This is a genomic window from Stenotrophomonas maltophilia (genome assembly GCF_006974125.1).
In the GTDB taxonomy this organism is placed as follows: Bacteria; Pseudomonadota; Gammaproteobacteria; order Xanthomonadales; family Xanthomonadaceae; genus Stenotrophomonas; species Stenotrophomonas maltophilia_O.
Genome location: NZ_CP037858.1, coordinates 4,237,966 through 4,262,125, shown reverse-complemented (window position 1 = coordinate 4,262,125; position 24,160 = coordinate 4,237,966). Strand labels below are relative to the sequence as shown.

The following is a 24,160-nucleotide window of genomic DNA, read 5'->3' as shown; positions in this document are numbered from 1 at the left end:
CCCGGTGCGATCACATGCCCGAGTAGTTCGGGCCGCCGCCGCCCTGCGGGGTCACCCAGACGATGTTCTGGGTGGGGTCCTTGATGTCGCAGGTCTTGCAGTGCACGCAGTTCTGCGCGTTGATCTGCAGCCGCGCGTTGTCGGCGTCGCCGACGAACTCGTACACGCCGGCCGGGCAGTAGCGCGCTTCCGGACCGGCGTACTCGGCCAGGTTCACCTTCACTGGAATGCTCGGGTCCTTCAGCGTCAAGTGGCTGGGCTGGTTTTCGTCGTGGTTGGTGCTGCTCAGGAACACCGAACTGAGGCGATCGAAGGTCAGCACGCCATCCGGCTTCGGGTAGGCGATGCGGGTGTGCCTGGACGCCGGTTCCAGGCAGGCGTGGTCGGGCTGGGTGCGATGCAGGGTCCACGGTGGGTTGCGCACACCCAGCTTGGGAAGCAGCCACTGCTCTACGCCGGTCATCAGCGTGGCCACGGTCTGGCCCTTCTTGAACCACTGCTTGAAGTTCTTGGCCTGCTGCAGTTCGGTGAACAGCCAGCTGGCTTCGAATGCCTTCGGATAGGCGCTCAGTTCATCGTGCTGGCGGTCGGCGGCCAGCGCGTCGAACGCGGCGTCGGCGCACAGCATGCCGGTCTTGATCGCGGCATGGCTGCCCTTGATGCGGCTGGCGTTGAGGTAGCCGGCCTCGCAGCCGACCAGCGCGCCACCGGGGAACACGGTCTTCGGCAGCGACAGCAGGCCGCCGGCGGTGATCGCACGCGCGCCGTAGCCGATGCGGGTGCCGCCTTCCAGGTGCTTGCGGATGGACGGGTGGGTCTTGAAGCGCTGGAATTCCTCGAACGGGCTCAGCCACGGGTTCCTGTAGTCCAGGCCGACCACGTAGCCGATGGCGACCTTGCCGCCGTCGGCGTGGTACAGGAACGCGCCGCCATAGGTATCGCTGTCCAGCGGCCAACCGGCGGCGTGCACCACCAGGCCCGGCTCATGCTTGGCCGGGTCGATCTGCCACAGTTCCTTGATGCCGATGCCGTAGGCCTGCGGGTCCTTGCCTTCGTCCAGTTTGTAGCGGGCGATCAGCTGGCGGCCGAGGTGGCCGCGCGCGCCTTCGGCGAAGATCGTGTACTTGGCCTGCAGCGCCATGCCGCGCTCGAAGGCCGGGCCGATGCTGCCGTCCTTCTCGATGCCCATGTCGCCGGTGGCCACGCCGATCACTTCACCGTTGTCGCCGAACAGCACTTCGGCGGCGGCGAAGCCGGGGAAGATCGCCACTTCCAGCGCCTCGGCCTGCTGCGCCAGCCAGCGGGTCACTTCCCCCAGGCTGATGATGTAGTTGCCTTCGTTGTGGAAGCACTCCGGCAGCAGCGCGTTGGGCGTGCTGCGTGCGCCGGTTTCGCTGAGGAACAGGAATTCGTCGCGGGTGACCTTCTGCTTCAGCGGTGCGCCACGCTCGGCCCAGTCCGGGAACAGTTCGGTCAGCGCGCGCGGATCCATCACCGCGCCGGACAGCACGTGCGCGCCCGGTTCGGAACCCTTCTCCAGCACGCACACCGACAATTCGCGGCCGGCTTCGATCGCGCGCTGGCGCAGGCGGATCGCGGTGGCCAGGCCGGCGGGGCCGGCACCGACGATCACCACGTCGAATTCCATTACTTCACGCGGGGGCAGGGCGTTGGCTTCAGCGCTCATCGATTGCATGACTCGTGGGTAGGGCCGGCATCGGGGCCACCGGCGGTGCCTGGGAATCGCGCGTGCGGCCACGGGCGAAACGGTTGTTTGAATGTGTCAGGGTACCGGGACGCGCCGGATCCAGCTAGATCGGCGCCGTTCACGCCACGATTGCTGCATTGCAGCGTAGTGCCGCAGCTCTGGTGGGTGCCGACCCTGGTCGGCACGCTCTGCCCGGATGACCGACAATGGCCGGGTCCTGACTGCGTGTGAGTGCCATGGCTTTGCATCCGTACGATCTGTTTGATGTCCGTTCCCTGCTCAACGAGGAAGAGCGCGCCGTACAGGAGAGCGTCGCCCGTTTCACCAACGAGCGTGTGCTGCCGATCATCGGTGATGCCTTCGACCAGGCCCGCTTCCCCGATGAACTGGTGCCGGAGATCGCGTCACTGGGCCTGCTCGGTGCGACTCTGCCGACCGAGTACGGCGGTGGTGGCCTGGGCGCGGTCAGCTACGGCCTGATCTGCCAGGAGCTGGAGCGCGGCGATTCCGGCCTGCGCAGTTTCGTCTCGGTGCAGAGCTCGCTGTGCATGTATCCGATCTACGCCTATGGCAGCGAGGAACAGCGCCAGCAGTGGCTGCCGGCGATGGCGCGCGGCGAGCTGATCGGCTGCTTCGGCCTGACCGAGGCGCACGGCGGTTCCGATCCGGCCAGCATGAAGACCCGCGCGGTGCGCGACGGCACTGACTGGCGCATCAGCGGCAGCAAGATGTGGATCACCAGCGGTCCGGTGGCCGATCTGGCCATCGTCTGGGCGCAGACCGAGGACGGCATCCAGGGCTTCGTGCTGGAAAAGGGCATGGCCGGTTTCACCACGCAGGAGATCAAGCACAAGATGAGCCTGCGCGCGTCGCTGACCGGCGCGTTGTTCTTCGATGACGTGCGCGTGCCTGACAGCCATCGGCTGCCGAACGTGAAGGGCCTGAAGGGGCCACTGGGCTGCCTGACCCAGGCGCGCTTCGGCATCAGCTGGGGCCCGATCGGCGCGGCGATTGCCTGCCTGGATGAAGCACTGGGCTATGCCAAGGAGCGCGTTCTGTTCGGTCGCCCGCTGGCGGCCACGCAGAGCGCGCAGATCAAGCTGGCCGAGATGGCCCGCCGCATCACCACCGCGCAGCTGCTGGCCCTGCAGCTGGGCCGCCTGAAGGAAGCCGGCCAGCTGCAGCCGCAGCAGGTCAGCCTGGCCAAGTGGAACAACTGCCGCATGGCCATCGACATTGCCCGCGAATGCCGCGATCTGCTGGGTGGGGCCGGCATCACCACCGAACACGTGGCGATCCGCCACGCGCTGAACCTGGAATCGGTGATCACCTATGAAGGCACCGAGACCGTGCACCAGCTGGTGATCGGCCGCGAACTGACCGGCATCAACGCGTTCTGAGTGCACCGGTAGTGCCGGCCGCTGGCCGGCGTTGCGATTGGCACGCTGAAAGCGGCGCGTTTCTTTGGTTACTTTCTTTGCGCGAGCAAAGAAAGTGACACACGTGAGCTACGCCCCGCCGGCAAACCCATGCTGCCGCCACGCTTCGTACATCACCACGGCAACGGTGTTGGAAAGATTGAGGCTGCGGTTGTCCGGCCGCATCGGCAGGCGCAGGCGGTGGCCATCGGGCAAAGCATCGAGCACGTCCTGCGGCAGGCCGCGGCTTTCCGGGCCGAACAGGAACGCATCACCGTCTTCGAACGCCACGCTGTCATAGCGGACGCTGGCACGCGTACTCAGGGCGAACAACCGCTTCGGTGCGATCCGCGCCAGTGCAGTGTCAAGGTCGGGGTGCACCTGCAGGCGCGAATACTCGTGGTAGTCCAGGCCGGCGCGCTTGAGCTGCTTGTCTTCCAGTGCGAAGCCGAGCGGCTCGACCAGGTGCAGCTGCGCGCCGGTGTTGGCGCAGAGCCGGATCACATTGCCCGTGTTGGGCGGGATTTCCGGTTGGAACAGGATCACGTGGAACTGGGGCGCGGCATTCATCGGCGCAGTGTACCTGCGACGGCGGCCGCCTTTACGGCGCACGCCCTGCGCTGGGCAGGGCGGCACCGGTTACGGGCGCAGCAGAACCTGGGCGGTTTCGGTGGCCAGGGCCTGCAGGTCGGCGGCGCTCGGACGCACCTGCAGGGCCGGCAGGTTGACGATGACCGAGTTGGCGACGTTGGTGGCGGCAGCAGCCAGGGTCGCGGCGTAGCGCTGGGCTTCCAGTTCGGCGGCCAGGGCGACGCGCTGCTCCAGGCTCGGACGCACTTCCACCGAGGCCAGGGTGGTGATCGGCATCGCGGCGGCGACCGGGGCGGCGACGTAGCCGCTGCGCTCGGCCAGCTGGTCGGCGCTGGGGCGAACTTCCACGGTGGCCAGGGTCGGAATGCCGCTGGCCTGTTCCCAGGCCTGCTGGGCCAGCTGGTCGGCGGCCGGGCGGACCTGCACGGTGGACAGGGTCTTGATGGATTCGGAGGCCTGCACCGACGAAACAACCGCGGTGCCGGCGATCAGGGCGATGGCGATGGCAATGGTCTTGGCGTTCATGACGGGGCCTGTTTAGTGTTGGTGATCAGTGGTGTGGTAGTAAGGTAGTACACCGATTCTGGGCATGCAAGGAAAATTTTCGATTTCCTGCATTTGTTCAGTCTTCAGTCAGCTTTCGTCTGAAGCCCTTCCTGGCGCAGGAAGTACCAAGCAATCCCCGTGCCAACTTTTAGTCGTTGATTTACAAGGGTTTTGTTTGGATCGAAAAGTGTCCGGTGGGCGGACACCTGTCCATTCGATGCGCCGCGGACACTGTCCGGACGCCTGCTGCGGGTGCATGTGACTTCCCACGCCAGCTTGGGAGGGCCGGGCGGATGGCGCACTGGGGCAAACACCCCCAGTGACTGGCGACCGATTCCTGCCGCTGCGTGCGCACGCTAGGATCGGGGTTCACCTATGTGACCAAGGATCCGGATATGTCTCTCGCCCTTCGCCCGCGCGCTGCACTGCTGGCTGTCGCCCTCAGCACCGCCCTGGGCACGCTTGTGCCTTCCCATGCGTTGGCGGCAAAGCCGGCCGCACCGGCCAAGGTCGATATCCCGTATGAGCAGTTCACCCTGCCCAACGGCCTGCGCGTGATCGTGCATACCGATCGCAAGGCGCCGATCGTCGCGGTCAACGTCTGGTATCACGTGGGCAGCAAGGACGAACCGGCCGGCCGTACCGGCTTTGCGCACCTGTTCGAACACCTGATGTTCCAGGGCAGCGAAAACCACGACGGCGAATTCTTCGAACCGTTCAAGCAGGTGGGTGCCACCAACCAGAACGGCACCACCAATACCGACCGCACCAACTACTTCGAGAACGTGCCCACCACCGCACTGGACATGGCGCTGTGGATGGAATCGGACCGCATGGGCCATCTGGTCGGTGCGATCGACCAGGCGGCGCTGGACGAGCAGCGCGGCGTGGTGCAGAACGAGAAGCGCCAGGGCGAGAACCAGCCCTACGGACAGGCCTGGGACCAGCTCAACAAGGCGATGTACCCGGTGGGCCACCCGTACCACCACAGCGTGATCGGTTCGATGAACGATCTGAACGCGGCGTCGCTGGATGACGTGAAGACCTGGTTCCGCACCTGGTACGGCCCGAACAACGCGGTGCTGGTGCTGGCCGGCGACATCGACCTGGCCACCGCCAAGGAAAAGGTCGGCAAGTACTTCGGCAGCATTCCGGCCGGCCCGACCATGGCGCAGCCGGCCGTGAACGTGGCCAAGCGCAGCGCCGACACGCGCGAGACGATGACCGACAAGGTGCCGCAGGCGCGCATCTACCGCGCCTGGAACGTGCCGCAGGTCGGCACCGCCGATGTCGATCAGCTGCAGCTGTTCGCGCAGATCCTGGGCGGTGCCAAGTCCTCGCGCCTGAGCCAGCGCCTGCAGCACCAGGACAAGCTGGTGGACAGCATCGCGTCGGGCCTGTCGACGTCGCAGCTGGGTTCGAACTTCGTGATCATGGCGACGGTCAAGCAGGGCCAGGACCCGGCCAAGGTCGAGAAGATCATCGACGAGGAACTGGATCGGCTGATCAAGCAGGGCCCGACCGCGGCCGAGCTGGAGCGCGCCAAGACCGGTGCCCGCGCCGGCTTCATCCGCGGCATCGAGCGCATCGGTGGCTTCGGCGGCAAGGCTGACGCGCTGGCCGAGTGCGCGGTGTTCACCGGCGACCCGGGCTGCTTCCGCACCTCGCTGGCCAACATCGAGAAGGCCAGTGCCGCCGATCTGAGCCGTCTGGGCACGCAGTGGCTGGACAAGGGCAGCCACACCCTGGTGATCGCACCGGGTGAGCGCGTGGCGCTGAAGGAAGACCCGAGCCAGGCGCCGAAGCCGTTCAATGTGCCGGCAGTGGACCCCAAGTACAGCACGCTGCCGGAGCAGGTCGACCGCAAGGCCGGCGTGCCGCAGACCCGCGAGTTCCCGCAGCTGAAGTTCCCGGCGCTGCAGCGCGCCACGCTGAAGAACGGCACCCAGGTGATCCTGGCCGAGCGCCACGAGATTCCGGTGGTGCAGTTCAGCTACCAGTTCCCGGGCGGCTTCAGCGCCGACCAGGGCCGCAAGCCGGGCACCGCCAACTTCACCATGAGCCTGATGACCGAAGGCGCCGGCAAGCTCGGCTCGCTGGCCTTCGCCGATGCCGCTGACGCACTGGGTGCCAGCCTGGATGCCTCGGCCGGCCTGGACTCGATGAGCGTGGACCTGTCGGCGCTGAAGGAAAACCTGGCGCCGTCGTTGGCGCTGTATCGCGATCTGCTGCGCGAACCGCGCTTCGAGCAGGGCGAGATCGACCGGGTCAAGGCGAGCTGGATCGCCGGCATCCAGCAGGAGAAGGTCAACCCGGGTGCGGTGGCGATGCGCGTGCTGCCGCCGCTGCTGTACGGCAAGGGCCATCCGTATGCCATTCCGTTCACCGGCAGCGGTGACGAAGCAGCGATCAACGGCCTGACCCGCGAAGACCTGGTCGACTTCCACCACGATTGGCTGCGCCCGCAGAACGGCACCCTGATCGTGGTCGGTGACACCACCCTGGCCGAGATCGTGCCGCTGCTGGACAAGCAGCTGGGTGACTGGAAGGCTGCCGGCGATGCCCCGCAGGTGAAGGCCGCCACCGACGTGGCGTTGCCGAAGGGCCCGCGCGTGTTCCTGATCGACCAGCCGGGCGCAGTGCAGGCCAATCTGTTCGCCGGCCAGGTGGTCGCGCCGTCCAGCGCCACCAGCTCGACCCGCTTCGATATCGCCAACGGCGTGATCGGCGGCGACTTCACCTCGCGTCTGAACATGAACCTGCGTGAAGACAAGCACTGGTCGTACGGTGCACGCAGCAGCGCGGTCAATTCGGTCGGCCAGCGTCCGTGGATGGCCAGCGCGCCGGTGCAGATCGACAAGACGGGTCCGGCGATGGCGGAAATGCGCAAGGAAATCGCCGCGTTCGCCGATGGCAGCAAGCCGGCCACCGCCGGCGAGGTGAACCGCATCCGCAACATCCAGACGCTGAGCCTGCCGGGTGCCTACGAGACCGCCAGCGCGGTGGCATCGACCATCGGCTCGATCGTCCAGTTCAAGCGTCCGGACGACTACGTGCTGCGTCGCAAGGCCGAGATCGAAGCGATGACCCCGGCGCAGGTGCAGCAGGCCGCCGCCGAGATCAAGCCGCAGGCGCTGACCTGGGTGGTGGTGGGTGACCTCAAGCAGACCGAAGCGGCCGTGCGCGCGCTGAACCTGGGCGAGGTGACGGTGATCGACGCAGAAGGCAACCCGGTCAAGAAGTAAGGCACTACCCGGCCCGCCATGTGGCGGGCCGGCTCCCCCCGGTAGTGCCGGCCGCTGGCCGGCAACCCCGTCATGCATCCGGGGTCAGAGCCCCTGCGAGGGATCCGACCCCCACCGGCTACCCCCGATTCAGGCTGTTCAGGCAGAATCCCTCCATACCCTTCCAGGATCTGCCCATGCGCGTTCTGCTGCTTTCCTCCCTGCTGCTCACCGTCACCGCCTGTACCTGGGTGCCGATCGAACCGGCCGGCAAGGCGACCCGCGTGCTGCCGGCAGGTCCGGTCCCGGCCGGCTGCATCGCCAAGGGCGAGGTGGTGGTGACCGTGAAGAGCAAGGTCGGTTTCTACAACCGCAACCCTCTGCGCGTGCAGGAAGAGCTGGAAACCCTGGCCCGCAACGAGGCCCCGAGTGCCGGCGCCAATGCCGTGCAGGCCGCTGCGGCGCCCGCTGATGGCAGCCAGCGCTTCGCCGCGTTCCAGTGCCCGCCGCGCTGAACGCTTCACCATACGGCCAAGGCTGAATTCGTAAAGATGCGGTGAAGGCCCCGGGGGTTATAGAATAGCGCCCCCTTTTGCCTGAGCCTTGGCGCTAACCTCGATGCTCTTCAAGAATGTCTCGATCGCCGGCCTGGCACACGTCGACGCGCCGCATACGCTGACCACCAAGGAAATCAACGAACGCCTGCAGCCGACGTTGGATCGCCTGGGTATCCGCACCGACGTGCTCGGCGACATCGCCGGCATCCACGCGCGCCGCCTGTGGGACAACGGCGTGCTGGCGTCCGACGCTGCCACCATGGCAGGCCGCAAGGCACTGGAAGACGCAGGCATCAATGCGACGCAGGTTGGCCTGCTGGTCAACACCTCGGTCAGCCGCGACTACCTGGAGCCGTCCACCGCCTCCATCGTCTCGGGCAATCTCGGCGTCAGCGATGAGTGCATGACCTTCGACGTCGCCAATGCCTGCCTGGCCTTCATCAACGGCATGGATATCGCCGCGCGCATGATCGAGCGCGGTGACATCGACTACGCGCTGGTGGTGGACGGCGAGACCGCCAACCTGGTGTACGAGAAGACCCTGGAGCGCATGACCGCCCCGGACGTCACCGCCGACGATTTCCGCAACGAGCTGGCGGCGCTGACCACCGGTTCGGGTGCCGCGGCGATGGTGATGGCGCGCTCGGAGCTGGTGCCGGACGCGCCGCGCTACAAGGGCGGCGTGACACGCTCGGCCACCGAGTGGAACCAGCTGTGCCTGGGCAACCTGGACCGCATGGTCACCGACACCCGCCTGCTGCTGATCGAAGGCATCAAGCTGGCGCAGAAGACCTTCACCGCCGCCAAGATCGCCCTGGGCTGGGCCGTGGAAGAGCTGGACCAGTTCGTGATCCACCAGGTCAGCCAGCCGCACACCGCCGCGTTCATCAAGAACTTCGGCATCGACCCGAAGAAGGTCATGACCATCTTCGGCGAGCACGGCAACATCGGCCCGGCCTCGGTGCCGATCGTGCTGAGCAAGCTCAAGCAGCTGGGCAAGCTGAAGAAGGGCGATCGCATCGCGCTGCTCGGCATCGGCTCGGGCCTGAACTGTTCGATGGCGGAAGTGGTCTGGTAAAAAAGGTCACCGCTGACCTGCTGCACGATGGGCAGCGATGATTTTTCCAAGTGTCCAGGGGCCGGTTCTACCGGCCCTTTCTACAGGTGCGATCCGATGTCCAAGCTCCCCGGTTACCCCGCCCACCCGCAGCGCTTCGAAGTGCGCCCCGGCCTGTCGATGAACTATCTCGACGAAGGCCCGCGCGACGGCGAGGTGGTGGTGATGGTGCACGGCAACCCGTCGTGGAGCTATTACTGGCGCACGCTGGTGGCCGGCCTGTCGGACACGTACCGCTGCATCGTGCCGGACCACATCGGCATGGGCCTGTCGGACAAGCCCGATGACAGCCGCTACGAGTACACGCTGCAGTCGCGCGTGGATGATCTTGATGCGTTGCTGAAGCACCTGGGCATCACCGGCCCGGTGACCCTGGCGGTGCACGACTGGGGCGGCATGATCGGTTTCGGCTGGGCGCTGTCGCACCACGACCAGGTGAAGCGCCTGGTGGTGCTCAACACCGCCGCGTTCCCGATGCCGGCGGCGAAGAAGATGCCGTGGCAGATCGTGCTGGGCCGCCACTGGAAGATCGGCGAGTGGATCATCCGCACCTTCAATGCGTTCTCGTCCGGTGCCTCGTGGCTGGGCGTGGAGCGGAAGATGCCGGCCGACGTGCGCCGCGCCTACGTGTCGCCGTACAACAACTACGCCAACCGCATCAGCACCATCCGCTTCATGCAGGATATCCCGCTGTCGCCGGCCGACAAGGCCTGGTCGCTGCTGGAGCGGGCCGGCAAGGCGCTGCCGTCGTTCGCCGACCGCCCGGCCTTCCTCGGCTGGGGCCTGCGCGACTTCGTGTTCGATCATCATTTCCTGAAGGGCTTCCAGGCCGCGCTGCCGCAGGCCCAGGTACATGCCTTCGAGGACGCCGGCCACTACGTGCTGGAAGACAAGCACGAGGTGCTGGTGCCGGAGATCCGCGCGTTCCTGGACAAGAACCCGATCTGATCGGTTCCCGGGGCGGATCCCGGTAGTGCCGGCCGCTGGCCGGCAAGGGCGCAATGTGCGCCGGGTTCAAGAGGTTGCCGGCCAGCGGCCGGCACTGCCGCTACGCGGCGACCGGCGCCTGCGGCGGCGAGGACGGGCTGTTGCCGTTGTCGTCCGGATGGTCGTCGTCGTTGTCGGCCGCGTCGCGCCAGCGCCAGTCGGCCAGCGTCAACGGATCCAGGCCATAGGCGATGCGCGCCTTGTCGCACTGCGGGCTGGCCTTGCCGTACTCCCACGATGCATCCACCTCGCGGCACACGCTGGGGCGGTTGGGGTGGATGGTGCAGCGTGAATACACGCCGATCTGCGCATCCAGCGCCACGCAGCGCACCGGTTTGGAGTGGGTGCCGCGCATGCACAGGCGATGCGGGTCGAGAACCTCGGTCAGCTGGTGCGGCACACCGCCGGGGGTGACCTCGTCCGATTCCATCCAGTGGAAGGCCACGCGGTACTGGGTGCAGCAGGCGCCGCAGGTCATGCAGGGATGTTGCATGGGCAAGCCGCCTCGGGCGGCAGTCGGAATCAGGAACGAGGGTGCGGATTTTCCACGAAGTGGGCCGCCGCGCAAGAAATTCCGTAAGCGGCGACAATGAACGGATGAACCGACCCTGCAATATTGCCGCCCGCTTGCCTGAACTGGCGCGTGAACGGCCTGATCAGATCGCCATCCGCTGCCCTGGCCGCCGTGGCGCCGGCAACGGCATGGCCGCCTACGACGTGACCCTGGATTACCGCCAGCTGGACGCCCGCAGCGATGCCATGGCGGCCGGCCTGGCCGGCTACGGGATCGGCCGTGGGGTGCGCACGGTGGTGATGGTACGGCCGTCGCCGGACTTCTTCCTGCTGATGTTTGCCCTGTTCAAGCTGGGCGCGGTGCCGGTGCTGGTCGACCCGGGCATCGACAGGCGCGCGCTGAAGCAGTGCCTGGACGAGGCGCAGCCGGAGGCCTTCATCGGCATTCCTCTGGCGCATGTGGCGCGGCTGGTGCTGCGCTGGGCACCGTCGGCGACCCGCCTGGTGACCGTCGGCCGCCGCCTCGGCTGGGGCGGGACCACGCTGGCCGCGCTGGAGCGCGCCGGCGCCAGCGGCGGGCCGATGCTGGCGGCCACTGACGGCGAGGACATGGCCGCGATCCTGTTCACCAGCGGCTCCACCGGCGTGCCGAAGGGCGTGGTCTACCGCCATCGCCACTTCGTCGGCCAGATCCAGCTGCTGGGCAGCGCCTTCGGCATGGAAGCGGGCGGGGTGGACCTGCCGACCTTCCCGCCGTTCGCCCTGTTCGATCCTGCGCTGGGCCTGACCTCGGTCATCCCGGACATGGACCCGACCCGGCCGGCGCAGGCCGACCCGGCGCGCCTGCACGACGCCATCCAGCGTTTCGGTGTGACCCAGCTGTTCGGTTCTCCGGCATTGATGCGGGTGCTGGCGAAGCATGGCCGTCCGCTGCCGACGGTGACCCGGGTGACCTCGGCGGGGGCACCGGTGCCGCCGGACGTGGTCGCCACCATCCGTAGCCTGTTGCCCGCCGATGCGCAGTTCTGGACGCCATATGGCGCCACCGAGTGCCTGCCGGTGGCGGTGGTCGAAGGCCGCGAGCTGGAACGCACGCGCGCCGCCACCGAGGCCGGTGCCGGTACCTGCGTGGGCAGCGTCGTGGCGCCGAACGAGGTGCGCATCATCGCCATCGATGACGCACCGCTGCCGGACTGGTCGCAGGCGCGCGTGCTGGCTACCGGCGAGGTGGGCGAGATCACCGTGGCCGGACCAACCGCCACTGACAGCTACTTCAACCGCCCGCAGGCCACCGCGGCGGCGAAGATCAGCGAGACGCTGGCCGATGGCAGCACGCGCGTGGTCCATCGCATGGGCGACGTCGGTTACTTCGATGCGCAGGGCCGCCTGTGGTTCTGCGGCCGCAAGACGCAGCGCGTGGAGACCGCGCGCGGGCCGCTGTACACCGAACAGGTCGAGCCGGTGTTCAACACCGTGGCAGGCGTGGCGCGCACCGCGCTGGTCGGCGTTGGCGTGGCCGGTGCGCAGGTGCCGGTGCTGTGCGTGGAACTGCTGCGCGGCCAGTCCGACAGCCCGGCACTGCAGGAAGCGCTGCGTGCGCATGCCGCAGCGCGCACGCCTGAGGCCGGCCTGCAGCACTTCCTGGTGCATCCGGCCTTCCCCGTCGATATCCGTCACAACGCCAAGATCGGCCGCGAGAAGCTCGCCGTCTGGGCCAGCGCCGAACTGGAGAAGCGCGCATGAAGATCCTGGTCACCGGTGGTGGTGGTTTCCTCGGCCAGGCGCTGTGCCGCGGGCTGGTCGAACGTGGCCACCAGGTGCTGGCGTTCAACCGCAGCCACTACCCGGAACTGCAGGCGATGGGTGTGGGCCAGATCCGCGGCGACCTGGCCGATGCGCAGGCGGTGCTGCACGCGGTGGCCGGCGTCGACGCGGTGTTCCACAACGGCGCCAAGGCTGGCGCCTGGGGCAGCTATGACAGCTACCACCAGGCCAACGTGGTCGGCACTGACAACGTGATCGCCGCATGCCGCGCGCACGGCATCAGCCGGCTGGTCTACACCTCCACGCCCAGCGTGACGCACCGTGCCACCCACCCGGTGGAAGGCCTCGGCGCCGACGAAGTGCCTTACGGCGAGGACTTCCAGGCGCCGTATGCGGCGACCAAGGCGATTGCCGAACAGCGTGTGCTGGCGGCCAATGACGCCTCGTTGGCGACGGTGGCGCTGCGCCCGCGCCTGATCTGGGGCCCGGGCGACCAGCAGCTGGTGCCGCGCCTGGCCGAACGTGCGCGGCAGGGCCGCCTGCGCCTGGTGGGCGATGGCAACAACAAGGTCGATACCACCTACATCGACAACGCCGCGCTCGCCCACTTCCTCGCCTTCGAGGCATTGGCGCCGGGCGCTGCATGTGCAGGCAAGGCCTACTTCATTTCCAACGGCGAACCGCTGCCGATGCGCGAGCTGGTCAACAAGCTGCTGGCCGCTGTGGGTGCACCGACGGTGGACAAGGCGATCAGCTTCAAGACCGCTTATCGCATTGGCGCCATCTGCGAGCGGCTGTGGCCGTTGCTGCGCCTGCGCGGCGAACCGCCGTTGACCCGCTTCCTGGCCGAGCAGCTGTGCACGCCGCACTGGTACAGCATGGAACCGGCGCGCCGCGACTTCGGCTACGTGCCGCAGGTCAGCATCGAGGAAGGGCTGCGCAGGCTGAAGGCTTCATCTGCCGCATAGGTCGCCATCACTGGTTGCACACCGCCAGATCGGGAGGATGGACCCACGCCATCCAACGGCCCGGACATCTGCGAGGAGCGCCATGCTGCATTACGCCGTCATCTTTTTCGTCATCGCCATCATCGCCGCCGTGCTCGGCTTCTCCGGCATCGCCGGTGCCGCCAGCAACATCGCCTGGATCCTGTTCGTGATCTTCCTGGTGCTGGCGGTTATCTCGATGTTCCGCAAGCGCGGATAGAACCTGCAGGACGTGCCGGTCACCGACCGGTACGCCGCTTCCCGGTGGGTGCCGACCGTTGGTCGGCACGTCTTCTGTAGAGCCGAGCCATGCTCGGCTGCTTCTCATGAGGCGAGCATGGCTCGACGTTACAGCAGCGCCTGGTCCGCAGCATGGCGCTCCAGCGCCAGCTCGATCAACCGCGTGATCAGCGTGGTGTAGTCCACACCGCTGGCGCCCCACAGCTTCGGGTACATGCTGATGCGGGTGAAGCCCGGCAGCGTGTTGACCTCGTTGATGACGATCTCGCCGTCTGCGGTGAGGAACACATCCACGCGGGCCATGCCCGCACACTCCAGCGCCTGGTAGGCCCGCAGCGCGATCTGCTGGACGCGCGCCTGGGTTGCAGCATCGATATCCGCCGGCACCACCACCTCGGCGCCATCCTCGTTGATGTACTTGGTGTCGTAGGCGTAGAACTCGTCGTGCACCACCACCTCGCCGCACAGGCTGGCCTGCGGATGTTCGTTGCCCAGCACCGCGCACTCGATCTCGCGGCCGACCACCGCCGATTCCACCAGCACCTTGTGGTCGTAGCGCAGAGCCAATGCCAGTGCCTCGGTGAAGCCCGCCGCATCCTTGACCTTGCTCACGCCCACCGACGAACCCTGGTTGGCCGGTTTCACGAACAGCGGCAGGCCGAGCTGCGCGATCACCGCATTGGCATCGACCTCCGCGACCTGATGGCGACGGATGCACAGCCACGGCGCGACCTGCAGGCCGGCGTCGCGCAGCAGGCGCTTGGTCACGTCCTTGTCCATCGCCACTGCCGAGCCCAGTACCGGCGAACCGACGAAGGGCAGGTTGGCCATGCGCAGCAGCCCCTGCAGCGCACCGTCTTCGCCGAGTGGCCCGTGCACGATCGGCAACACCACGTCGATCTGGCCGAGCGCGCTGGCCGCATCGCACGGCTGCAGCTGCCCGTGTTCCACACCCGGGTGCACCGCCAGCGACGTGCCGGACCGATGCAGCGCGATGCGCGACGGATCATCGGCATTGATCAGGAAGGTATCCGGCTGGCTCAGATGCCACTGGCCCTGCTTGTCGATACCGACCAGCACCGGCTCGAAGCGCTCGCGATCAAGCGCATCGAGGATGTTCTTCGCCGACTGCAGCGAAACTTCGTGCTCGGAGGACTTGCCCCCGAAGATGATGCCGACCCGGGTCCGTGCCATGGGGGATGCGATGTCCTGTGCGTTGCGTGGCCGTACAGCATGAACCTTCCATCGCCGCTCATGTGAGGCACAGATGAACCAGAAATCCATCCACGCATGGCGTGGATCTACTGTGTCGACCAAGGTCGACACCCACCAACAGCGCGGAAATCTGTCGAAGGCGGGGTGGGGCCGGTTGCGGGGGTGTCCGCGGCATGGATGCCGCGGCCAAGCCCCCACGGACGGGTTTACGGCGTCCCCCGCAACCGGACCCATCCCGCCAACCCACGGAATGCCCGCTGTTGCTTTGGCCGTTGCCGTTGCGTCTGCGGGTGCCGGGCGGCAGCCCGGCCCAAGCCCCCCACCCACGCAGGTAGAATGCGCACATGGCTCTCTCCCTGCTCAAGTCCCTCAAGCCGGTCGCTGGCCGCGCCCTGCAGATCGCCCTGAACCGCGCACTGGCGCTGGATCCGGATACCCGCCATGCACTGGCCAGCCTCGACGGCCGGCATATCGACCTGACCCTGGAAGCGCCTTCGCTGGCGATGCGCATCAGCGTCGACGGCGACCAGCTGCGGGTCGGCCCTGTGGACGCGCAGGAAGCCGACCTGGCCGTGCGCAGCAGCCTGGCCGGCGTGCTGGCGCAGCTGCCGCTGCTGGCCAACGCACGACGCGGCGACAACAGCGGCAAGGGCCGCGTGCGCGTGGCCGGCGACGCCGAACTGGCGCGCCGCCTGCAGCAGCTGGCCAAGGGCTTCGACCCGGACTGGCAGCAGCCCTTCGTCAGCGTGTTCGGCGAAGTACTGGGCGTGCAGGTGGCCAACACCCTGCGCAGCGCCCTGCAGCATGCACGCCAGGGTGCGATCGACCTGGCCCACAGCGCCGCCGAGTTCATCACCGAAGAATCGCGCGACGTAGTGCCGCGCGCTGAACTGGATGCCTTCCACGATGATGTGGACGTGCTGCGCGACGACGTCGAGCGCCTGGGTGCACGCGTGCAGCGCCTGCGGGGTGCCGCATGAAGGCCGTGCTGCGGGCCAGCCGCATTGGCCGGGTGATCCTGCGTTATCGTCTCGACGACCTGCTGCAGGGCACGCCGGCCGAGCGCTGGCTGCGCCTGGCCAAGCCCTTCGTGCCGCGCGCCTCGGCCAGCATTGCTTCGCAGTCGCGCGGCGCCCGCCTGCGTCTGGCGCTGCAGGACCTCGGCCCGATCTTCGTCAAGTTCGGCCAGATCCTGTCCACCCGCCGCGACCTGGTACCGCCGGACGTGGCCAATGAACTGACCCTGCTGCAGGACCGGGTCAAGCCGTTCGATGGCGAGACCGCGCGTCGCATCGTCGAGGACGCGCTCGGACTGCCGGTGAGCGAGGCCTTCGCCAGCTTCGATACCGAACCGCTGGCTTCGGCCTCGATCGCGCAGGTGCACGCGGCCACCCTGGCAGATGGCCGCCAGGTGGTGGTCAAGGTGCTGCGCCCGGGCATCGAGAAGCAGATCGACGCTGACATCGCCCTGCTCAACTCGCTGGCGGCGCTGGTCGAGCGCACCCACCCACGCGCCGACAAGATCCGCCCGCGCGAAGTGGTGGCCGAGGTCGAGAACACCCTGGCCGCCGAGCTGGACCTGCAGCGCGAAGGCGCCAATGCCAGCGTGCTGCGCCGCTTCTGGGAAAATTCCGACGACCTGTACGTGCCGGAAGTGATCTGGAGCCACACCGCAGAGCGCGCGCTGACCCTGGAGCGCGTGTGGGGTATTCCGTCCGACGACATCGAGGCGCTGGACAAGGCCGGCATCGACCGCAAGGCGCTGGCCGCCAAGGGCGTGCGGGTGTTCTACACCCAGGTGTTCCGCGACAACTTCTTCCACGCCGATGCGCACGCTGGCAACATCTGGGTCGATACCGATCCGGCGCGCCGTGCCAACCCGCGATTCATCGCGCTGGACTTCGGCATCATGGGCCAGCTCTCGCAGGAAGATCAGTACTACCTGGCCGAGAACTTCATGGCCATCTTCAACCGCGATTACCGCCGCATCGCCGAACTGCACGTGCAGGCACGCTGGATGCCGGACCACGTACGCATCGACGATCTGGAAGCGGCCGTGCGTTCGGTATGCGAGCCGTACTTCACACGTCCGCTGTCGCAGATCTCGCTGGCCGAAGTGCTGATGAAGCTGTTCCGCGTGGCGCAGCGTTACCAGCTGACCCTGCAGCCGCAGCTGATCCTGCTGCAGAAGACCCTGCTGAACATCGAAGGCGTCGGCCGCCAGCTGGATCCGCAGATCGACATCTGGGCGGTGGCCAAGCCGGTGCTGGCGAAGATCCTGCGCGAGCGCTACAGCCCGCGCCGGGTGGTACGCGAGATCGGCAAGCGCCTGCCGGAAATCATGACCCACGCGCCGGACATGCCGCGCCTGGTACATGCCTGGCTGACCCAGCAGGTGGAAGGCCGACACGAGTTGGCAATGCGGTCGCGCGATCTGGTTGCGCTCGACGCCAGCCTGCAGCGCCTGCAGAAGCGCGCCGTGGGGGCGATCACCGGTGTCGGCCTGCTCGCCATCGCTGCATTGATGTACGTGGTGCAGCCGCCGGGCTGGTACTGGGGCGACCTGCCGATGTGGAGCTGGCTGTCCGGTGCGGTCGGCGTGGTGGCACTGGCACGCGCGTGGTGGCGCTGACCCCAGCGGATTGAAGATCGGCGGCAATGCATGCCGCCGATCGACCACAGGCTTACCAGTGGTAGCCCAGGCCCAGGTGCGACTGCATGCTCTGGAAGCTGTCCAGGCGCGTCTTGTGCCAGGTCTTGCCGATACCCACGTCCAGCACCAGGTGTTCACCCAATGGCTGGCTGCGGCGCAGGAAGGCACGCCGTGCGTCGTGCTCGCGCAGCAGCAGCGGATCGGACTCGGCGGTGTAGCCGGCCGTGCCGCTGCCCAGCCACAGTTGGGTCGAGCCACGGCCTTGCCCATCCTTCAGCCGCAGCGACAGTGTGGTGCCATGCCCATCCGGTCCATTGGACTGGCGGTGCCGTTCGTGGCGCAGTGAGGTGGTCACGCGCGGGAAGTAATGCGAGGCACCCACCGACCAGCCGCTCACATAGGCGCCGGCATGGTACTGGGCGTATTTGCCGCCCACGCTCAGTACGGTCTGCGGTGTCACTTTCCACTGGATGTCCTGGTTCACCTGGCGGTTGACGAACACTGGATCATCGTTGGATGCCGTGACGGCGGTGCGGGTGGACAGGCGGGGGCTCCAGCGATGGTGCAGCGAGCCCTGTACGCGGTTGCCGCTGAATCGCCTGCTGCCGTAGTCACGCTCGCCATGGGCCAACCCCAGGTGCCATCGGCTGTCACCACTGCGGCCGGCCACGTCCACGGTCTGTACGTCGCGCTTGCCGAAGCCATCGCTGTAGTCGGCATGGTCCAGCTGCACCGTGACACGGTCGACGCCGGCGTGGGCGCTGGAAACAGCCAGCAGCAGGGCGCACGGCAGTGCGCCGCGGATGATCAATCGCATGGGGTTACTCCAGGGGTTGGGAATGCAGTGACTGCAGCAGGCGATAGCGGCCGGGCGGCAGGTTTCGTTCCACGGTGATGCGTGGGCCGAACTGGCTCCCCGGCGCGACGATGCGGCCGGGCAGGATGATCACGCCGACGCCCAGCGCGGCACCTTCACCGATCCAGGCACCGAGCTTGTCGCGTTGGCTGTCGATGGCGGTGCCTTCGATGTGTACGCTGACCGTGGCGCCATCGAGGCGGTGGTTGCTGGTGCGCACAAGGGCGCCGAGATAGACCTGGTCATCGATACGGCTGTCGGCGATGAAGCATTGCGGACCGACGCTGACCTGGTTGCCCAACCGCGCGTTCTTCAGTTCGCTGGCAAACCCGATACGCGTGCCGTCACCGATGCACAGCGGGCCGCGCAGCAGCGCGTTGTTGCCGATCAGGCAGTCGCGGCCGATCGACACCGGACCCTGGACATGGGCACCGTCGCAGATGCGACTGCCGGCACCGATCCGTACGGCGCCCCGCAGGGTGGCCAGTGGCGAGACCCGTGCGCTGGGATCAGTGTGGGGCGCCAGTGTCGACAGCGTCTCGGCCATGGCGGCGAGGTCATTCCACCACATGCGGATACCTCGTCGGTTTGTCGCGCACGGGCTCACGACCTGTGAACAGTCCCGCGAGGCCGTGCAGCAGCCAGATCGCATAGGCGAGCAGTACATACAGCATCGAGAAGGCCGCCGCGGGCACCAGCCACGCGCGCCGGTGGTGGATGGCGCTGATCACTGCCAGCAGCATGACGATGCCGATCCAGAACAGCGGCATCACCGACAGTGCAAGGCCACCGGGTCCGTGCAGCCGGGCCGCACCGAACCATACCTGCAGCGACAGCACGATGCCGGCCAGGGCGAGCAGCATCATCGGCAGGATGCTGAAAAGGCCGAAGCGGGTCAGCAGCAGGCGGCGATGCAGGCGCATGCATACCGCATAGCCGACGATCCAGCGTCGCCAGCGCCGCCACTCTTCGACCAGCGTGTTGCATTCCTGCGGGTAGACCACGCAGCGGACGCTCTGGCGAACCCGATAGCCCTGCGCAACCAGCGACCAGGACATGTCCAGGTCTTCCACGCGGGTGCGATCGGAGAACCCGACCTTGCGCAGCACCGAAGTGCGGAACAGGCCACACGAACCGGAGACGATGAACGGTGCGCCGCCCAGCCATTGCTGGAAGCTGCGCTTGATAACGATCATCGGCAGTTTCAGGCTGGCGCGCACATGGGGGAGGAAGCCGGCGCCCTGCAGGCTGGAAGAGGGAACGCCGCCAACTGCATCGGCGCCGCGTTCGATCTCGTCCAGCAGATGGCCCAGGCCATGGCTGCGTGGATCGATATGGGTATCTGCATCGGTCAGGAACACCTGCTCGGCGGTCGCGTGCTGCAGCCCGTGCATCAGTGCACCGCCCTTGCCGGTGTTGGCCTGGTGCACGGCCACCAGCCGCCCGGGCCAGCGTGCCTGCAGCGCATCAAGTACTTGAGCCGTGTTGTCGGTGGAGCCATCATTGACGCAGATCACCCGCGCCACGTACGGGTTTTCCAGCAGGCTGGCCAGCGAGCGCTCAAGGCACGGGGCTTCGTTGTAGGCCGGCACGATCGCGTCGATGCTGTACAGGCGGGTGCTGGGCCGGCGCGAGGCCTGCACACAGATGCGCACCAGGATGAAGGCGCACATGGCCAGGAACAACAGTGTCTTCATCACAGCACCAACCGGTATGGCAGGAAGCCCTCGCTGGGACCGATGCCGATCTGCTGGCCACGGAACTGCGCATGGCAGCGGAGGTGGCTTTCCTGCATGTAGTGGCGATCGCCCTGGCTGGCATGCTCGCGCAGCGCGTGGATCTTCAGCTCCAGCTGCGCACTGATGTCCTCGAACACCTGCGGCGCGAACTGCGGCAGGGTGCTGGGGCTCTCATAACAGAGGATCTGCGGAATGTGGCGGCAGGCGATGATCGACGCTTCATGAACAGTGCGATGGTCCTGGTGATGATCCTCGCCACACATCGTGTAGATGCGGCCTGGTTCTATCACGGCGCAGACCTGTTCGATCGACGCGATGATGTCGTTGCGGCAGGCGGGGAATCGCGTGTCCGGGAAATCCTGCTGGATCACCTCGGCCACCCCGAGTCGGCGCAGGGCGCGATGCGATTCATCGCTGCGATCGATGCCGGCGTGGCAGCCGCGGCCGCCGCGGCTGAGTACCAGTGCATGGATGCGTGAGCCGGCGCGGGCGAGCTTTGCCAGGCTGCCACCGCAACCGAGTTCGATGTCATCTGGATGGGCACCGATTGCCAGAATGTTCAATGTCATGGCTGTGTCCTAGCGGAAGCCGGGTGCGCGGCGGCCAGGCATGCTGTCCCCGCGTGAAGGAGGCGGGAACTATCTCAGCGTGAAAATGCAGCGGCTTTAGGATTAATACGAAAATCCGGGATTCGGGTAAGAATGGACGCTGCCTCATGGCGAGCTCAGCGGAAAATGGCCCTGGAACTGTCGGAACTGAAGGATGAACTGACCCGGCTTGGTGTCGAAAACGACGCCAGTGAAGTCGAACGCGGCCGTCGCATGCTCAACATCACACCGGATACGGGCGAGTTCCTGGCGGTGCTGGTGCGATTCGGGGTAGCGCGCCGGGTGCTGGAGATCGGCACCTCCAACGGCTACTCCACGCTGTGGCTGGCCGAGGCTGCCGCTGCCATCGACGGCCACGTGACCACGCTGGAGTTCGCCGGGGACAAGGTGGCGATGGCACGTGCGAACTTCGCACGCAGCGGTCTGGCCGAGCACATCACGCTGGTGCACGGCGATGCCGGGCCGTGGTTGGTGCAGGCCGCTGAGGACAGCATCGACCTGCTGTTCCTCGATTCGGACCGTGGTCAGTACGCCGGCTGGTGGCCGCAGCTGCGGCGCGTGCTGCGCCCGGGCGGCCTGCTGGTGGTGGACAACGCCACCTCGCACGCGGAAGAGATGGAACCGCTGCGGGCGCTGCTGGAGGCCGACGTGAACTTCAGCACCAGTCTGGTGCCGGTGGGCAACGGCGAGCTGCTGGCCGTGCGCAGCGCCTGACCCCGCATTGCCCGCGCCTGATCCGGTAGTGCCGGCCGCTGGCCGGCAACCGCAACAATCCAACGGCCCGGAGGCAGCCGGCCAGCGGCCGGCTCTACCCCATTCAGTGCCCAGCCCCGATAATCCCGCGGTGAGCACCGAACCCGATACCCTCGCCGCGGTCGAGACCGACACCGCGCCCCTGCAGATGCTGCACCTGGATGAACGCCTGGCCGTGGTCAACAAGCCTGCCGGGCTGATGGTCCACGACAGCAAGCTGGCCCGCGGCGAAGATGACTTCCTGGCCGACCGCCTGCGCGAGCAGCTGGGCCGCCCGATCTTCCTCGTGCATCGCCTGGACCGGGCGACCAGCGGCTGCCTGCTGCTGGCCTTCGACCGCGAGACCGCCAGCGCGCTGGGCAAGGCGCTGATGGGCGGCGAAGTGTTGAAGGACTACCTGACGGTCTGCCGGGGCTGGCCGGCCGAACTTTCCTGGCAGGTCGACCATGATCTGGATGGCGGCCCGGGCAAGCCGGTGAAGAAGCCGGCCATCACCGACTTCCAGCGGCTGGCGACCGGCGAGCTGTCGGTGCCGGTCGGTGAGTTCACCAGCTCGCGTTACGCGCTGCTGCGCTGCCAGCCGCAGACCGGGCGTTTCCGGCAGATCCGCCGGCACCTCAAGCACCTGTCGCATCACATGATCGGCGACACCAGCCACGGTGATGGCCGCCACAACCGCATCTTCCGCATGCAGGGCGTGCACCGCATGCTGCTGCACGCCGAGCGCCTGCGCTTCCCGCATCCCGATGGTGGCGTGGTGGATGTACGTGCGCCGCTGGACCGCGAGTTCCAGAAGGCGCTGGACCTGTTCGACTGGCAGGTAGAAACCGCCTGACGGTAGTGCCGGCCGCTGGCCGGCAGCTGCCTGATTCCCGTTGTCCTGGGATTGCCGGCCAGCGGCCGGCACTACCTCACTTCTTTTCCGGCTCGTTGACGATTGCTTCCAGGTCCTTCTGCAGGTCCGCGAACAGCGGCTGCATGCGCGCCTGGATGGCCACCATCACGTTCTGCATCAGGGCCGGGGTCTTGTCCAGCAGGCTCTGTCCGGCCGCGCTCTCGTAGAACTCGGCCATCGCCAGCACGTCTTCCTTGCTGAAGGTCTTCTTGTACAGGTCCACGTACATCGGCCGCAGCTGCTGCCACGACAGGGCCTGGCGCAGGGTCTGGCTGGTCCGTGCCTGGATCCGCTTCAGCTGTTCCTGCTGCTGGGCGTTGAGCTGGCGCTGGGCGGCCACCTGCTGGAACTGCTGCTGCTGCATCGCCTCGATCTGCGGCAGCATGGTGTCGATCATGCTCTGCGCGCGCGAGGCCGACAGCAGGCGGTTGATGTCGCCGTCGGTCGGTGGTGCGGCCAGGGCCGGGACACTGGCCACGGCCAGCGCCAGCAACAGGGCGGCACGGCGCAGCAGGGACGGCAGGGACGGCAGGGCGGGTGCGGAGCGGGTCATGCGAAGCTTCCTGCGGTACATGGGACGGCCAGCATACCCGCAGCCAAGGCGAAGGCGGCGTGTTCGGTACCTGATCGGCGGCATACGGCGCGCGATGCGCACTCCGATACGTGGCTGCCGCTACAATGCGCGGATGGGCAGTGGACCGGTCACCATCAGCGCGCAGCTTGAAATCCCCGACGGCGAGATCGTCGAGCGGTTCGTGCGTGCCAGTGGTGCCGGTGGCCAGAACGTCAACAAGGTCTCCACCGCGGTGGAACTGCGTTTCGATGTGGCCAACTCGCCCTCGTTGCCCGAACCGTTGCGCACGCGCCTGCTGGCGCGGCGCGACCGGCGCATGACCGGCGAAGGCGTGCTGGTCATCGACGCGCAACGTTTCCGCACCCAGGATCGCAATCGCGAGGATGCGCGCGAGCGGCTGGCGGCCTTCATCCAGGCCGGGCTGAGCGTGCCCAAACCACGCAAGGCCACCAAGCCGACCCTCGGGTCGAAACTGCGTCGTCTGGACGCCAAACGCGGGCGCGCGCAGATCAAGCGCGGGCGCTCATCACGTGACTGGGAGTGATTGCTTGAACAAGCCGACTTCGTTGCTGCCGGCCGTGCCGCCGCAGATGCCGCAGGTCAAACCCAACGCCTTCCTGCGCTGGCTGGCGCGCTGCACCCTGCGCATGGGCGGCTGGAAGGTGACCGGCACCCTGCCTGACATCCCGCGCCTGGTGTTCATCATCGCGCCGCATTCGTCCAACTGGGATGGCCTGTGGGGCATGGCGGCCAAGATCGCGCTGGGCATGAAGGTGAAGGTGCTGGGCAAGGCCTCGCTGTTCTGGTGGCCGCTGGGCCCGCTGCTGCACAAGCTGGGCGTGATCCCGCTGGACCGCAGCTCGCCGCAGGGCACGGTGGGCCAGGCGGTGGACCTGCTGCGCAACAACGAGAAGATGTGGTTCGCCATCACCCCCGAGGGCACCCGCAAGGCGGTGAAGGACTGGAAGGCCGGCTTCCTGAAGATCGCCCGGATGGCCGACGTGCCGATCCTGGCCGCCTATTTCCATTACCCGGAAAAAACCATCGGCATCGGCCCGCTGTTCCGGCCGACCGGCGATGACGCCGCCGACATGGCCGCCATCCGCGAGTTCTACCGGCCGTGGATGGGCAAGACCCGCGGCACGGTCTGAGCCGGTCACAGGCCGCCGCATAGACGCCACGTCCGGCACATGCCGGGCGAGCGCGACAGGAGTAG

Annotated in this window: 24 protein-coding genes; 14 read left to right on the top strand and 10 right to left on the bottom strand. The window is 67.2% G+C overall.

From position 1 onward, the window contains the following. Nucleotides 1-10 precede the first annotated feature (10 nt). Nucleotides 11-1,687, bottom strand: a complete 1,677-nt coding sequence (locus tag EZ304_RS19705) for an electron transfer flavoprotein-ubiquinone oxidoreductase (RefSeq protein ID WP_142807928.1) — start codon at nucleotides 1,685-1,687, stop codon at nucleotides 11-13. 257 nt (nucleotides 1,688-1,944) lie between these two features. Between EZ304_RS19705 and EZ304_RS19700 the strand changes: the two genes are divergently transcribed. Next, a complete protein-coding gene (locus tag EZ304_RS19700; protein WP_142807927.1) occupies nucleotides 1,945-3,108 on the top strand; it encodes an acyl-CoA dehydrogenase family protein in 1,164 nt (387 codons plus the stop codon). Between the two features lie 108 nt (nucleotides 3,109-3,216). Here EZ304_RS19700 and EZ304_RS19695 read toward each other — a convergent pair whose 3' ends face one another. Both EZ304_RS19695 and EZ304_RS19690 read right to left on the bottom strand, forming a co-directional pair. Further along, nucleotides 3,217-3,696 carry a tRNA (cytidine(34)-2'-O)-methyltransferase gene (locus tag EZ304_RS19695; RefSeq protein ID WP_099551577.1) on the bottom strand — a complete coding sequence of 160 codons (480 nt, stop codon included), beginning with the start codon at nucleotides 3,694-3,696 and terminating at the stop codon, nucleotides 3,217-3,219. Nucleotides 3,697-3,765: 69 nt separating this feature from the next. Continuing rightward, a complete protein-coding gene (locus EZ304_RS19690) occupies nucleotides 3,766-4,242 on the bottom strand; it encodes a hypothetical protein (protein WP_049402662.1) in 477 nt (158 codons plus the stop codon). A 416-nt stretch (nucleotides 4,243-4,658) separates the two neighbouring features. Here EZ304_RS19690 and EZ304_RS19685 point away from each other — a divergent pair, with 416 nt between their 5' ends. From EZ304_RS19685 to EZ304_RS19670, 4 genes are all read left to right on the top strand, one after another. Beyond that, entirely contained in the window at nucleotides 4,659-7,508 is a 2,850-nt protein-coding gene (locus EZ304_RS19685; protein ID WP_142807926.1) for a M16 family metallopeptidase, read from the top strand. Between the two features lie 176 nt (nucleotides 7,509-7,684). After that, nucleotides 7,685-8,002 carry a DUF4156 domain-containing protein gene (locus tag EZ304_RS19680; protein ID WP_005407628.1) on the top strand — a complete coding sequence of 106 codons (318 nt, stop codon included), beginning with the start codon at nucleotides 7,685-7,687 and terminating at the stop codon, nucleotides 8,000-8,002. A 103-nt stretch (nucleotides 8,003-8,105) separates the two neighbouring features. Continuing rightward, entirely contained in the window at nucleotides 8,106-9,122 is a 1,017-nt protein-coding gene (locus EZ304_RS19675; protein WP_004135358.1) for a 3-oxoacyl-ACP synthase III, read from the top strand. Between the two features lie 96 nt (nucleotides 9,123-9,218). Then, nucleotides 9,219-10,109: an alpha/beta fold hydrolase gene (locus EZ304_RS19670; RefSeq protein WP_142807925.1), complete on the top strand. Its 891-nt coding sequence runs from the start codon at nucleotides 9,219-9,221 to the stop codon at nucleotides 10,107-10,109. A gap of 100 nt (nucleotides 10,110-10,209) precedes the next feature. Here the strand turns inward: EZ304_RS19670 and EZ304_RS19665 are convergent, their stop codons facing one another. After that, on the bottom strand, nucleotides 10,210-10,641 hold the full coding sequence (locus EZ304_RS19665; protein ID WP_088023282.1) for a YkgJ family cysteine cluster protein: 432 nt from the start codon (nucleotides 10,639-10,641) through the stop codon (nucleotides 10,210-10,212). A gap of 104 nt (nucleotides 10,642-10,745) precedes the next feature. On the opposite strand from EZ304_RS19665, the gene oleC reads away from it, so the two are divergent. The 3 genes from oleC to EZ304_RS19650 all read left to right on the top strand — a co-directional run bounded on the left by oleC (nucleotide 10,746) and on the right by EZ304_RS19650 (nucleotide 13,631). Next, the gene (oleC, locus tag EZ304_RS19660; RefSeq protein ID WP_142807924.1) at nucleotides 10,746-12,404 is read left to right on the top strand and encodes an olefin beta-lactone synthetase; all 1,659 of its coding nucleotides are present in this window, start codon (nucleotides 10,746-10,748) and stop codon (nucleotides 12,402-12,404) included. Beyond that, a complete protein-coding gene (oleD, locus tag EZ304_RS19655) occupies nucleotides 12,401-13,393 on the top strand; it encodes a 2-alkyl-3-oxoalkanoate reductase (protein WP_099551573.1) in 993 nt (330 codons plus the stop codon). Before oleC ends, oleD begins: the two co-directional genes overlap by 4 nt. 82 nt (nucleotides 13,394-13,475) lie before the next feature. Further along, nucleotides 13,476-13,631, top strand: a complete 156-nt coding sequence (locus EZ304_RS19650) for a DUF1328 domain-containing protein (RefSeq protein WP_049429804.1) — start codon at nucleotides 13,476-13,478, stop codon at nucleotides 13,629-13,631. Between the two features lie 128 nt (nucleotides 13,632-13,759). Here the strand turns inward: EZ304_RS19650 and ddlA are convergent, their stop codons facing one another. After that, complete coding sequence (ddlA, locus tag EZ304_RS19645; RefSeq protein ID WP_142807923.1) at nucleotides 13,760-14,845, bottom strand: D-alanine--D-alanine ligase; 1,086 nt, start codon at nucleotides 14,843-14,845, stop codon at nucleotides 13,760-13,762. 365 nt (nucleotides 14,846-15,210) lie between these two features. On the opposite strand from ddlA, the gene EZ304_RS19635 reads away from it, so the two are divergent. Next, the gene (locus EZ304_RS19635) at nucleotides 15,211-15,846 is read left to right on the top strand and encodes a ubiquinone biosynthesis accessory factor UbiJ (protein ID WP_099551571.1); all 636 of its coding nucleotides are present in this window, start codon (nucleotides 15,211-15,213) and stop codon (nucleotides 15,844-15,846) included. Then, nucleotides 15,843-17,498, top strand: coding sequence for a ubiquinone biosynthesis regulatory protein kinase UbiB (ubiB, locus tag EZ304_RS19630; RefSeq protein ID WP_099551570.1), 1,656 nt, complete (start codon nucleotides 15,843-15,845; stop codon nucleotides 17,496-17,498). The genes EZ304_RS19635 and ubiB overlap by 4 nt, the downstream gene beginning before the upstream one ends. Nucleotides 17,499-17,550: 52 nt before the next feature. Here the strand turns inward: ubiB and EZ304_RS19625 are convergent, their stop codons facing one another. The 4 genes from EZ304_RS19625 to EZ304_RS19610 are packed head-to-tail and all read right to left on the bottom strand — an operon-like array spanning nucleotide 17,551 to nucleotide 20,683. Further along, entirely contained in the window at nucleotides 17,551-18,336 is a 786-nt protein-coding gene (locus EZ304_RS19625) for a YaiO family outer membrane beta-barrel protein (protein WP_099551569.1), read from the bottom strand. A gap of 4 nt (nucleotides 18,337-18,340) precedes the next feature. After that, nucleotides 18,341-18,946 carry an acetyltransferase gene (locus tag EZ304_RS19620; RefSeq protein ID WP_142807921.1) on the bottom strand — a complete coding sequence of 202 codons (606 nt, stop codon included), beginning with the start codon at nucleotides 18,944-18,946 and terminating at the stop codon, nucleotides 18,341-18,343. After that, on the bottom strand, nucleotides 18,933-20,072 hold the full coding sequence (locus EZ304_RS19615; protein ID WP_142807920.1) for a glycosyltransferase: 1,140 nt from the start codon (nucleotides 20,070-20,072) through the stop codon (nucleotides 18,933-18,935). The genes EZ304_RS19620 and EZ304_RS19615 overlap by 14 nt, the downstream gene beginning before the upstream one ends. Next, nucleotides 20,072-20,683 carry a PIG-L deacetylase family protein gene (locus EZ304_RS19610; protein ID WP_099551566.1) on the bottom strand — a complete coding sequence of 204 codons (612 nt, stop codon included), beginning with the start codon at nucleotides 20,681-20,683 and terminating at the stop codon, nucleotides 20,072-20,074. The genes EZ304_RS19615 and EZ304_RS19610 overlap by 1 nt, the downstream gene beginning before the upstream one ends. A gap of 165 nt (nucleotides 20,684-20,848) precedes the next feature. On the opposite strand from EZ304_RS19610, the gene EZ304_RS19605 reads away from it, so the two are divergent. Both EZ304_RS19605 and EZ304_RS19600 read left to right on the top strand, forming a co-directional pair. Next, nucleotides 20,849-21,436, top strand: a complete 588-nt coding sequence (locus tag EZ304_RS19605) for an O-methyltransferase (protein ID WP_142807919.1) — start codon at nucleotides 20,849-20,851, stop codon at nucleotides 21,434-21,436. Nucleotides 21,437-21,566: 130 nt separating this feature from the next. Then, nucleotides 21,567-22,310 (top strand): pseudouridine synthase, encoded by a 744-nt coding sequence (locus EZ304_RS19600; protein WP_099551564.1) that lies wholly within the window; start codon nucleotides 21,567-21,569, stop codon nucleotides 22,308-22,310. Nucleotides 22,311-22,386: 76 nt separating this feature from the next. On the opposite strand, the gene EZ304_RS19595 is transcribed toward EZ304_RS19600, so the two are convergent. Beyond that, on the bottom strand, nucleotides 22,387-22,923 hold the full coding sequence (locus EZ304_RS19595) for a DUF2059 domain-containing protein (protein WP_099551563.1): 537 nt from the start codon (nucleotides 22,921-22,923) through the stop codon (nucleotides 22,387-22,389). A gap of 133 nt (nucleotides 22,924-23,056) precedes the next feature. Here EZ304_RS19595 and arfB point away from each other — a divergent pair, with 133 nt between their 5' ends. Both arfB and EZ304_RS19585 read left to right on the top strand, forming a co-directional pair. Beyond that, nucleotides 23,057-23,488, top strand: a complete 432-nt coding sequence (gene arfB / locus EZ304_RS19590; protein ID WP_032962216.1) for an alternative ribosome rescue aminoacyl-tRNA hydrolase ArfB — start codon at nucleotides 23,057-23,059, stop codon at nucleotides 23,486-23,488. A 46-nt stretch (nucleotides 23,489-23,534) separates the two neighbouring features. Next, nucleotides 23,535-24,095, top strand: a complete 561-nt coding sequence (locus EZ304_RS19585) for a lysophospholipid acyltransferase family protein (RefSeq protein ID WP_239503795.1) — start codon at nucleotides 23,535-23,537, stop codon at nucleotides 24,093-24,095. Nucleotides 24,096-24,160 lie beyond the last annotated feature (65 nt).